At 42.0% G+C, this 12,637-nt stretch carries 3 protein-coding genes and 1 CRISPR repeat array (1 of these 4 only partly in view); of the genes, 2 read left to right on the top strand and 1 reads right to left on the bottom strand.

What is annotated here, in order from left to right; genetic code table 11:
- The first annotated feature begins 25 nt into the window (after window positions 1-25).
- Entirely contained in the window at window positions 26-7,030 is a 7,005-nt protein-coding gene (locus tag G3O08_RS04655; RefSeq protein ID WP_163283514.1) for a T9SS type A sorting domain-containing protein, read from the top strand.
- A gap of 951 nt (window positions 7,031-7,981) precedes the next feature.
- Here the strand turns inward: G3O08_RS04655 and G3O08_RS04650 are convergent.
- Window positions 7,982-9,586 (bottom strand): aminotransferase class V-fold PLP-dependent enzyme, encoded by a 1,605-nt coding sequence (locus G3O08_RS04650; RefSeq protein WP_163283513.1) that lies wholly within the window; start codon window positions 9,584-9,586, stop codon window positions 7,982-7,984.
- Between the two features lie 590 nt (window positions 9,587-10,176).
- Here G3O08_RS04650 and G3O08_RS04645 point away from each other — a divergent pair.
- Entirely contained in the window at window positions 10,177-11,331 is a 1,155-nt protein-coding gene (locus tag G3O08_RS04645) for a hypothetical protein (protein ID WP_163283512.1), read from the top strand.
- A 57-nt stretch (window positions 11,332-11,388) separates the two neighbouring features.
- A CRISPR array of direct repeats spans window positions 11,389-12,637; the repeat unit is 37 nt; unit sequence GTTTCAATCCTTGTTCTTACTGGATTTGGTCTTTGAG; it runs 7,768 nt beyond the window's last position.

Raw genomic sequence — 12,637 nt, 5'->3', positions numbered from 1 at the left:
GCTAATTTGATTTTTAACCATGAAGATGTTGCTTCGGAAAGTTTTTTTGTTGGGGGTTGTCGTACTCCTTAATTCCGTTTTGGTCTATGGTCAACAAGACGTATTTAGCAGAGATGCTGCAGCAAATGGAAATTGGGGGGATATTGCTCCTTGGTTTTACTCTGGGATTGGCGATATGGGAGATCCAGATAATAATAATACCATATCCAACTTTGTCAAGATAGGTCACAACAACAACCTAGCTATGACATTGAACGGTCGTAATTATCGAGTTCGCGAACTAACTTTTGAGGCTGCGGCCTCTTTAGCAAGAACCTTTGGCGGTAATACTTTGGAGCTACGCACTAATACAGGGAATTGCAAAATAGAAAATTACAGTACGGCAAATCATACCTTCGGTAATGAAATAGAGTTATTTGCTGGAAGCGAAATCAATCCCGTCAGTGGTAATCTAACCTTCAATGGAAATATTCTCGCAAATGGGAATTTTATTGATGTGTACGGAAATAATGGAAATAGCTTATTTATTAATGGGGTGATTTCTGGTACAAACGGGTTTGCTGTGCAGGGAAGTTCAATTGTTGTTCTCAACGCGGATAACACTTATACCGGCGGTACATTTATTAATTTCGGAAGAATTAGACTGATTCATCCTAATGGACTCGGTGATATAACCAATGGAACGACAGTAGCCGACGGAGCAGTGCTAGAGCTTGCCTCTGGAAACAATTATCCTGCAGAAGACTTAATTCTTAACGGAGTGGGCGTTTCTGATGGCGCTTTAATAAAATCAAATATAGGTACACAAGTTTACAATGGTGATATTTCGCTCGGCTCCGATGCAAGAATCAATGTACTGGGGGGTACACTAAGTTTAAATGGTGCTTTTGATTTTGCGGGAAATACCGCCTATTTTGGAGGAAATGCAAATTTTGAATTTGGTACGGCTAGCTCTGTGCTGAATTCAAGTAAAATAACTGGCAACGGCGCAATATACAAGGATGGATCGGGAGCCCTTAAACTTCGTCCCGATGAGGAAATAACTGGCAATATTCTCCTGGTCCAGGGAGAAATTCAGCAACTGCTCACGAATGGTTACCCAAGTTCAGGAGTAATTAGAATGTCGGATGGTACCACCTATCGATCGGATGGTGGTGCAGGTCGGAATATCGCCAAAGAGCTCTTTATTGAAGGCGATATTACATTTGGATATTCTGGTAGTGGGGGCGATCTTGATTTTCAGAATACAATCAATCTCAATGGTGCAGACCGAACTATAGAATGTTTGGATAATGTTGATTTTACGGGAGAATTAACCAATGGGGGATTAAGGAAAAGTGGTACAGATATGTTGAGCCTCTTTGCGGATAACTCATTTACAGGAAATACCCGCATTCTAGCTGGTATCCTCAGTTTACATCATCAAAATGCTTTAAAGAACAGTACGCTCAATATGATGGGTGGTGATGCCGGAAGTTTGGTTTTTGGAACACCTACTGGATTTCTGATTGGTGGTTTAATTGGAAGCCGCAATATTGATATGGCAGGTAAGACTCTGGAAATTGGTAATAATGGAAATAACACAACATACTCCGGTGCTCTGTCGAATGGTGCATTAACCAAAATCGGTTCTGGAAGTCTTACACTTTCAGGAGTAAGCACATATACAGGGAATACTAGATTACAATCGGGGATATTAGCTATATCTGCAGCAAATAGAATAGATGATGGTTCTAAATTTGTTTTTGATGGTGGGACTTTTAGCACGGGTGGTTTCAATGAAAGTATTGGAACGGCAGTCATAAATATAGGTTCAAGTATTCAGTTGGGCTTGGGTTCGCATGAACTGCATTTTCAGGCAAGCGATTTAGAGGTATGGGCTACAGGTTCAATACTGACAGTTTTTGGATGGACTGGCGATGCTGGAAGCTCAGGTACCTCTGGCCAAATCTTCTTTGGTTCCGATAATACCGCACTTACTCCTACCCAATTGAGTCAAATTCGATTTAACGGATATACTTTAGGTGCGGAGATTTTGAGCACAGGAGAGGTTGTTCCGAGGCTTTTTACATTAACAGTGTTCGACGATTTTAATCGTGATAATTCCGACAATGTTGGTCAGCCTTCAGATGGTGGGCCGCTAATTTGGAATGAAATGGAAAATGGCGATTCAGGCGCACGTATTAATGGGTCAGCTATGTGGCTTCAATCGAGTGCATCAAATGCGAGGGAAGCTATTTCTTATGATATGTCAGATTACTATCCGGTGGCTTTCGATGCGAGTACCGAAGACATGATATGGGCATGGAATATGCAGAGCAGCAGGAATGATCCGTCTGGTTTCACTTCCAATGATTATGGTTCAGCTTTTATTTTAGGATGTAATAAATCCGCTTTTGACGACAGTCAGGCCTCTGGTTATGCGGTAATCCTTGGACAAACAGGAGCAGACTATTTGCGTCTGGTACGTTTTGAAGGAGGATTGAATAGCGCTACGGAGATCTACACTATTGCTTCCGTGGCACTAAGTCAAGATGACATCCATTTCAGTGTAAATGTTACGTATACGTCTTGCACGAATACTTGGAATATGATTGTGCGTGAAGAAGCTGTTCTTGGTTTCACGAATCCGTCTATAGGTTCATTTACTTTGTCTGACTCTGGAATCGATGGGGTGCTTACCGCATCTGAGCTGCCTTATTTAGGTGCTTTTTGGAAACACCATACGACTGGTGCGGAATATATGAAGATTGACAATATTTACATTCCCAAACCCGATATCGCTACCGAAAATGAATACGCTTGGGATGTAGGTACTGGTGTTTTTAATGTGCCTTCTAATTGGACACCTTCACGCGACTGCGCTCGGGCGCGCGACGTTCTGATTTTCGATGGGGGGATTTCGGAAGTGCAAGAAGTGCCAGACCAAACCATCGGTCAAATCCTGGTAATCAATAATGCAACTGTATCGTTAAAAGATATCAATAGTGGTAATGCGCCATCGGTTCTGAATTTAACGGGCGGTTTAGGAGTTGATTTTTTTGTTGAAGCAGGTTCAGTTTTAAATTTTGATGTGCTGAATACGGTGGGTACAAGCAATGGAATTGAGGTTTCACTTTTGACTCAGGTAACTGGTGAAATTGAAGGAGATGTTGATTTCACGAATACAGCCGTAACCCCTACAGGGAGAAAGCACCGTATTCTTGCAGCCGACGCTAGTTCTGTACATTTTAAAAATGGTTCTATTCTTAGAGCACGTTGGTTATTTGGAGGATATAATCCATTTGGAAATAGCGGCATTGAAAATACGGTTATCTTCGAGTCCGGTTCCACCTATCGCTCTGAATCAGGAGGAAACCCGTTTGGTCTTAGCCAACCAGAGTCAAAGGTAATTTTCGAAGAGGGGAGTGTTTATCAACATGTAGGAAACCATGATTTCAGTTATGCTGGTAGAAATTATGCCGATTTTGAATTTATATCTGGGATCAAGAATTTGACACTTGGTACGACTTCAACGTGGAAGGTTGATAATTTTAGGGTTTATAGTGGATCTCTTACCATTACCGCAAATATAAATCCCTTGAATATTGAAGTGAAAAAGGATTTTGATATCGTCGGAGGGAATTTTAATTATTCACCAGCTACAACTCCTTCTACTATAAGTTTTTCTGGAAATGTTACACAGAATCTGTCTGGTGCTGGTAATCTAACTTTTGGAGAAAAAGCCATTTTAGAATTTGATAATTCAACTCTGAGTTCTTCTTTGATTCTTCAGCGCGATATTGATATTCGAAATAGACTGAATATTTTAGATGGTGAAGTCAGAAGTCAGGGGGAACACACAATCTCTATGATTGGTGAGAATGGAATTATTGAACTATCAACTTTCGGTTCTATTTTAGGAACTGACGTTGGTGTTGGAAACGACTTAACTCTTCTGGCCACAGGTGATAAAACCACAATTCAAGGGAACGGCTCAATGTGTAAATTTTTCAATGTTACGCTGGATGCCAATGATACCCTTGTTTTATCTCGTCAGGTAGAAGTGCAATACGGAACTTTTAATGCAGCTAATAATTCAAAGCTTATTCTAAATGTTGAAAATGCAATTCTGACCACGAGTCCATTGTATTCTCCAACATCTCAACTTATATATAATGTTGGTTCCGCCATATCCCGAAATTTGGAATGGACAGGAAATACCGGCAATGGTTATCCGGGCAATGTTATTATCCAAAATGGAACAGTTTTATTTATAAATAACACGTCATCTGAACTGGGCATCCAAAACGATTTAATTATTGGTCGAACGATTGGAGGAACTGGCACTCTGGATATGTTTTCGGACACACAACCTATTCAAGTCGGTCGTCATTTATTTCTTGCAGAAGGCACAACTATTTCTCGCCTTACTCTATCTGATCAAATTGGCGGAGACATAAAAATTAAGGGTGATTTTGTGAAAGTAGATAATGATGCAATTGGAATATTTGAGCAAGAAACCCGTGAGGTTGTAATGAATGGAAGTTCCGTTCAAAATATTTACGGCGTCAATAATTTCGATTATCTCGCTATAGAAAACACATCAGGTGGTGCATTCATAAATAACGATGTTTTAATCAATAACCGGCTTCGTTTAGGGAATGGAATTTTTAATTTGAACGGATTCATCTTGACGATGGAGAATGAAAGTGAAATTATGCGCGAGGCATCTTCAGCAACCATATCTGCTGCACCTGTTCTAGCTATTGACGAAAGTTATGATTTACGTTATACTGGCGTTCTCACTACGGGATTAGAATGGTCGAGTGCGAATGATGCTATTCGCGATGTTAGGGTTGAGGCAGATATCATTTTACAACATGATCGCACTTATAATCGCGATTTGTATCTTGATGGTGCAGACTTGAATCTCAACGGAAATATACTTACCGCTCGTGGTATTGGTATAGATCCTAATTTTTCGGGTACGATTGACATTGCCCAATCTGGAAACCGAAATATAAATGGAGGTAGCGGAAGTCGTTTTGATATTATTGGTTTAGGGGGATCCGACCCGACTCCTTATACCAAGCAAGTAGTTAATTCAGGAGCCGATTCTTTGGTATTTGGATCCGATGTGGAGGTTCGAATAGGAAATGGAGGAGTAGATTTTGGTCTCGGAAATCCCACATTGATTAAAGGGGTTTTAGCAGTTCAGCAAGGTGGGTATGCTATCAATAATGCAGTAAATTATGCACCAGCATCTGTCTTGCGTTTTGCGAGTTCATTTGATTATCAGGTTGATCTTTCTGATTTGACTTGGGCCACAGGTGATATCGCTTCCGGTGATCCGGGAATCCCGTACAATGTTGAGGTTTTGCAAAATGGAACCGACCTTAAGCTGAATTCTCCCAGAGCGTTACGCAATGACCTGACAATTATTGACGGAGGTTTTACTTTAACTGCATCCTCTGGTACTTTCGATATTGGTGGTAGCTGGATACGAACGGGTACTTCAAGCACCTTCGTGCATAGTAATCAAGAAGTGATTTTTAACGGAATTGTACCCCAAACTATATCGACAGATAACGGAGAAACGTTCTACCGATTGTCATTTGATAATACTGGCGTAAAATCGCTTAATGAGGAAGTTACCGTTCTCGAGAATCTTAATATTCGCGGATTAGGCGCCCTGAATGGAAATAGTGAAACGATTGCGCTTCATGGAGATTGGAATAATGATGTTGGTTCAGCTTCATTTACTGAGGCGAATAGTAATGTCATATTTGCAGGTAGTGCCATTCAGACGATGAACAGCCCGGGTGGAGAGGCTTTTTATAATGTTGAAATGAATAATTCAGATTCCGGATTGGTGATGAACAATGCCTTAAATATTTCAGGTGATCTTAGCTTCACAGATGGGATTATTCACACAGCTGCCAATGATTTAATTTTTGAGAATGGTTCAACTACGGATGGTGGTAGTATTGATGGATACGTGAATGGGAAAGCAACACAGGTTGGAACCGATGGATCCGAGTTTAAATTTCCGGTTGGTTATTACCGCAACTTTGGTGATTCTGTTGTAGATATTTACCAACCAGCTGCATTAATCCAGTCTGAGTCAAGTCCTACTTCTCAATTTTCTGTTGAATATTTCAATGAGAATTACGTTCCGGGTACTACAAATCCCAATAATCCACCACCAACAGATCCAAGTGTTGAATCGGCATCCACATGTAATTATTGGATGATAAATCGAGAAGTTGGCTCTTCTGGATCATTCGTTAAATTGTATTATAATGAGCAGAGTTGTATCACTGTCGAGGAGGCTTCAACACTTACTGTAGTTAGATGGACTGGTACAAATCCTACAGTTGGCGCTTGGGATAATCAGGGTCAAACTGGATATAGTCCAACGTTAGAACCTTATACTTCAGGCTATGTCTTATCGGGAACAGTATCAAATTTTAGTCCGTTCACCATTGGCAGTTCATCTAGTGAGTTAAACGTCCTCCCAATCCAGCTCCTCTCCTTCACCGCTTCCGCAAAAAACCAAATAGTAGAAACCAATTGGATAACCTCAACAGAAATCAACAACGACTTTTTTACGGTAGAGCGATCGGCTGATGCGCGCGAGTTTGAAGAAGTGGGCAGGGTAGAAGGTGCCGGAAATTCAACCACACAACTCTCGTACAGCTTCACCGATGATGCGCCTTTTGCAGGTGTTTCGTACTACCGCTTAAAGCAAACAGATTTTGATGGAAAGTCGACCTTCAGCGAAATTCGCGCGGTAAAAATAGATAGCGACAACCGGTTTGAACTGGTAAAAGTTTACCGCTCTGATGATGGCGTAAATCTGGTTTACCGTTCGGAAGTTGAATTGCTTAAAGTTGAGGTTTTTGACCTTCTCGGAAAGCGACTTTTTGTGGATGAGATTCAAAATGAAGCGGGTCGCAATACGATTAGACCTTATCTTGCTCGGGGTGCATATTTGTTGCGGTTGAGTAATGGGGTTGAGGTTGTTAGTGGGAAATTCTTTTATTAGTGGTTAGTTCTTAGTGTTTGGTTTTTGGTGTTTGGACGGCGTCGCACACGCTCGGTTTACCACGCTTTTTTGCGTGGCGTCTCGCTTAGCCCGTAAATAGCGATGCTGGGGGCGAGGGTGGCAACTGCGGCTAAATTGGCCACAAGCTTTAAGCTGCAAGTCCTTAGACCAAGCCAAAGGCATGGCCGCAAGAGTCAAAGTGCAGGTAAATTCTTTTCGAGAAGGCTAACCTGCCTTAGGGAACATTAAATCGTGCGGTGGACGCTCCCCATTTAGGGGCCTAATCTCTATACGCATCGTACTCGAAAATTGTCTTTTGGTGTTCAGACCTTATAAATCGCTGTGCATCAATGCCTTTCCGAACCCGTGCACTCCTCTCGGCAAAAAGCCTCGTCGGATGCAGGAAGGGCACCACCGCACACCTCTTATAAGGGATTAATTGTATTCATGAAAATACCACCTCACCACGACCTGAAGGTTATCTGAAATGATGCTTCTCATGAAACAGTAAGGTGTGCGTTGGAAGCTCCCCTTTAGGGGCTGGGGGTGCGCGAAGCATTGATATACAGTGATTTGAATTGTTGTAGGAATGATTTTATTGAGATATGGATTCTAACGATAACATATTTCTTCACTCCTACATTATACCAAGCAAATGAGATGTCAAAAGATGTGTATAGAGATTAGTTCCTGCATCCGACGAGGCTTTTCGCAGAGAGGAATGCATAGGGTGTGCGGAAGGATTTTTTAGTGCCGACTTGCAGGAATATAAAGCAAATTTTTCTCTAGTAACCCGGCGGGACGCCGGACAAATAGTTCTCAAGCTAAAAGCTTGGCGACTGCGTGCCAGCAACTGCAGCCAAGAACAACAAGATGCCAGCAACGGAGAAATAACCCGGCAAATTCCCAAATCTGAAATCTGAAATCAACATTCTGAAATCCAAAGAATCATCAATCTGAAATCAAAAAACAGCCATCAACCGCCGATTGCATATCAAGGGTAGTATCTTGATTCTTTGATTTGATACTTCCTATCCGATAGTCGCAATCGTAATCGGCCTTCCATTTCGGAAAATATTCGGCGAGCTCTTTTATGGCGCTGCAGATGTAAAAAATCTCTTCGTTGGTGTGGGTAGGGTGAATGGACAATCTTATCCAGCCGGGTTTTGAAGAGCAGTCGCCGCTGGAGATCATGGTGGTGATTTCATTTGAATATTCTTCGGTGACGTTTAGCAAAAAGTGTCCGTAGCTTCCGGCGCATGAGCAGCCGCCACGGGTTTGGATTCCGTAGCGGTCGTTGAGCATTTTTACGCCGAGGTTGTAATGGAGGTCGTCAATGTAAAAGGAGATAATGCCTAGTCGGTCGCGGTGGTTGTCGGCGAGGACGTGTAGGTTTGGAATAACATCGAGGGTATGCCAGATTATCTGGAGGATTTCGGCTTCGCGGGCTTCCATTTTATCGACACCCATTGCAGTTTTGAGATTGCAGCACATGGCGATGCGGATGGTTTGTAGAAAGGCGGGAGTGCCACCATCTTCGCGAGCTTCAATATCGTCCACAAATTTGTGTCCGCCCCATGGGTTTGTCCAGTCAACGGTGCCACCACCGGGATTGTCGGGAACAGCGTTTTTATAGAGTTTTTTATTGAAGATTAAAACGCCTGCCGTACCGGGGCCGCCCAGGAATTTATGGGGTGAGAAGTAAATCGCATCGAGGTAGGCACCTGCTTCGTCGTCTTCGTGCATATTGATATCGATGTAGGGAGCAGAACAGGCAAAATCGGCAAAGCATAGACCACCGGCGCGGTGCATTATTTTGGCGATTTTCATAAAGGGCGTTACGATGCCGGTTACATTTGAGCAGGAGGTAATGGCGGCAATCTTTGTTTTTCGGGTGGTGTATGTTTTGAGGAGTTTCTCAAACTTTTCGGGGCAAACGAGCCCGCGTTCGTCGGGTGCCACGACCACCACATCGCCAATGGTTTCCAGCCAACTGGTTTGGTTGGAGTGGTGCTCCATGTGGGTAACGAATATCACGGGTGTATCGGCTTCTGACAGCGTGATTTTATCTTTAAAAGATTCGTGAAGCCGTAGGCCGAGGATGCGCTGAAACTTGTTTACTGCACCGGTCATTCCCGATCCGCAGCAAATGATGACGTCATTCGCGGAAGCGCCCACATGTGCCTTAATAATTTTTTGTGCTTTGTGGTAGGCGTAAGTCATCGTCATACCGGTATGGTTGGTATCCGTATGGGTATTCGCTACAAGGGGGTAGAGTTCAGATTTTAGCTTGTCTTCAATTTTGCTGTAAAGCCTGCCACTTGCTGTCCAGTCGGCATATACGAGTTTTTGAGATTTATGAAAAGGGGTTTCAATGCAGTGGTTTATTCCGATTATATTTTCCCGGAAGGGCGCAAAATAGGCTTCTAGGTCATTGTTCCAACGGGCGTATCTATCAAGTATAAGCGTGCCGTGATGACTGGATTTATTGGTTAATTTCTCAAAACACGCTTTTCTGTATTCCAGGATACTGGTGTAAGTAACGGCACTCTTCATGTTGGCACTGTGGTTAATGTGTAAGCATTTCTTCTTTGTTTGAGGTCTGGTTAATCTATCGCGCGACGGGTTAAATCACAGGACGCCATAAACGTAAGTATTTTTAAGGATAATTGCAATTTACAAAATGATATTCATTCATTTTGGTACTCTGATGTTACGATCTGATAAGCTAACATAAAGAGAAACTTGTATGGTAACTCCTTTCCAGGAAGTTGGTATTGAGTAGTTGGTATTGAGTATTTGGTATTGAGTAGTTAGTATTGAGTAGTTGGTATTGAGTAGTTGGTATTGAGTAGTTAGTATTGAGTAGTTAGTATTGAGTAGTTGGTATTGAGTAATTAGTTTTCAGTAGATAATCATTCGGGGTCGCTAGGTCTATCGAGATTTAAAGAGACCCTCTTGTGGGTGGTTGTTAAGTAACATAATAAGTGGTGTTGAATTGAATTATAATGCAATTGGACTTTTGCGCAATGGAGATTTTTCAGCGAAAGCGAAACAGTAAGATTGTTCTTCAATAAAAAAATGCATATTTGGTTCACCTTTTTGCATTCGCTCGATAGCTATTCAAACCACTTAATTTTAATGTTATGAAGAATTTTGCTCTAATGTCTATCGTGCTGATCGCAATATCTGTTGGTTGCGAAACTGCTCCCGCGCAAAACAACGGGTACGGAAACCACCAGGTATCCCAAGCGGTTCTTTCAGAGAGTGGAGGTACTTCCGGAAGTAATAATCAAGGAATACAAACTCAAATCGCGGGTAATGAAAACATTGTAATGCATCCGGTAGTCAGCGCGAAAACCAACTCAGTTTCTATGCTAATCCCGCTTCCCGAAAGTTGGAAATTGGATAATAAACCCGCTGAAGGTAAGCCCGCTGTAACCGGCCCGAATGGATTGGCTATTTATGCTTATCCTGCCCAATCTTACACTTACACCACGATTCCTGAAATGTACAGCGCTTATCAGTCGAGCGGTGCGGCCATGGCGCCTCCGGCCGGAATAGACAACGTAATTTCGCAACAGCTTATTCCGTATGGACAGGAAAACGGGCTGCAATTAATTAAGCATTATCCGCTGCCTCAGGTGGCTGCCAGCGACGCAGCATATGTAAGTGCGATTTCCGGAAATAATAGCGGCCCTAACGTAAACCGCGCTGCTGGAACCGATTGGACAGATCAAAAAGGAAATAAGGTTTTAATTGTATTGCATTATAATGAAATGGGAAGCCCCAATTTTGTAACCTGGGGCTATTACATTCAGATTTTAAAAGTATCGGCGGCAAGTTTTGATCAGGCCAAAAACTACTATATCAACGGTTTGGCAAATATACAGTACAATCAAAATGAAATCAATGCCTATAAAAGTCAATTGGCTGGTCAGATACAAGAGAGTGAGAATCATGCTGCAGCAATGCGAAATATAAATTCGAAGGGAGCACAAGAGCGTATGGCAAATACGGCAGCTACTACCGAATATATTCGCGAAAGCAATGCAGCTACACGCGATAGCAGGTGGAACGATCAAGATGCTGTACAGGAACGAACCGGTGATTATTTTTCAGATCAATATCGTGTAGTGAGTCCATTTGATGGCAAGGAATATACAGTAGAATCAGGTTCGCAGACTTACTGGATAAACGACAGAGGAGAGTATATACAATCTGATGATGTGAATTATGATCCCAATAAATATGAAACCCATCCGGGAGTTTGGAAAAAGGCTCCAAGGAAGGAGAATTGAGGAAGGGTGTTGAGATTGGAGAGGGAATATTTACTGGAAGTAAGGATTTCCGAATTAGTTTCAATCCTTGTTCTTACTGGATTTGGTCTCTGAGTGGTTAGTTTTTAGTGATTGGTGATTGGAAGGCGTCTTTTCAATCCTTGTTCTTACTGGATTTGGTCTCTGAGTGGTTAGTTTTTAGTGATTGGTGATTGGAAGGCGTCGTTTCAATCCTTGTTCTTACTGGATTTGGTCTTTAAGCGTATTGCAAACCTCCGGCAGTAAGTGCTCTTGTTTGTTTCAATCCTTGTTCTTACTGGATTTGGTCTTTGAGAGCAAGCCGACGACCTTACCCGCCAATTCTTTCAGCGTTTCAATCCTTGTTCTTACTGGATTTGGTCTTTGAGGCAAACAATGCCTTCATAGCAGATCAGGAAGGATTTAGTTTCAATCCTTGTTCTTACTGGATTTGGTCTTTGAGTGGTAATTGCTTTCTTTACCGTGTTTGAAAATTCAGGTTTCAATCCTTGTTCTTACTGGATTTGGTCTTTGAGTGAAGCTTCTGCAGGCACGTGTATCACTCTGTTTTTGTTTCAATCCTTGTTCTTACTGGATTTGGTCTTTGAGTTTTCGGGCATTTGGGGCTATGTTGTTTCCGAGTAGTTTCAATCCTTGTTCTTACTGGATTTGGTCTTTGAGCACTGTTGCACTTGCTTTTGCGTCGAGCGTATATTTGTTTCAATCCTTGTTCTTACTGGATTTGGTCTTTGAGTCTTTTCATGTCAAAAACTCACTATTCATTCAGGCTGTTTCAATCCTTGTTCTTACTGGATTTGGTCTTTGAGCGTTTTTTCATATCCATCAATTCCGCGTTTTTCGCATTGTTTCAATCCTTGTTCTTACTGGATTTGGTCTTTGAGCAAACCGTTTCTTTGAACAGTCAAATGCCGGATGAGTTTCAATCCTTGTTCTTACTGGATTTGGTCTTTGAGATTCATATGCTGACTGGATAAACTTTAAGGCGGAATGTTTCAATCCTTGTTCTTACTGGATTTGGTCTTTGAGGCCCTTTATTTCCGTGCTTACAACTGTGTTGTTTTGTTTCAATCCTTGTTCTTACTGGATTTGGTCTTTGAGGCAACACGTTACCTACAAGTGCTTAATTCTGTTCATGTTTCAATCCTTGTTCTTACTGGATTTGGTCTTTGAGAAACTCTCATATTTAAAACGCTACAACTTCCTGTGTGTTTCAATCCTTGTTCTTACTGGATTTGGTCTTTGAGCTTCTACTTTGTAGGCTTCTAAGGTGAGTCTTATTTGTTTCAAT

It is taken from the genome of Cryomorpha ignava (assembly GCF_010686655.1).
Classification (GTDB): domain Bacteria; phylum Bacteroidota; class Bacteroidia; order Flavobacteriales_D; family Cryomorphaceae; genus Cryomorpha; species Cryomorpha ignava.
Note: the sequence above shows the minus strand (reverse complement) of the source record. Positions and strands in the feature narration are given on the sequence as shown.

Coding starts and splice junctions, on each gene's coding strand:
- G3O08_RS04645 (WP_163283512.1), top strand. CDS start 10,177: ATGAAGAATTTTGCTCTAATGTCTATCGTGCTGATCGCAATATCTGTT.
- G3O08_RS04655 (WP_163283514.1), top strand. CDS start 26: ATGTTGCTTCGGAAAGTTTTTTTGTTGGGGGTTGTCGTACTCCTTAAT.
- G3O08_RS04650 (WP_163283513.1), bottom strand. CDS start 9,586: ATGAAGAGTGCCGTTACTTACACCAGTATCCTGGAATACAGAAAAGCG.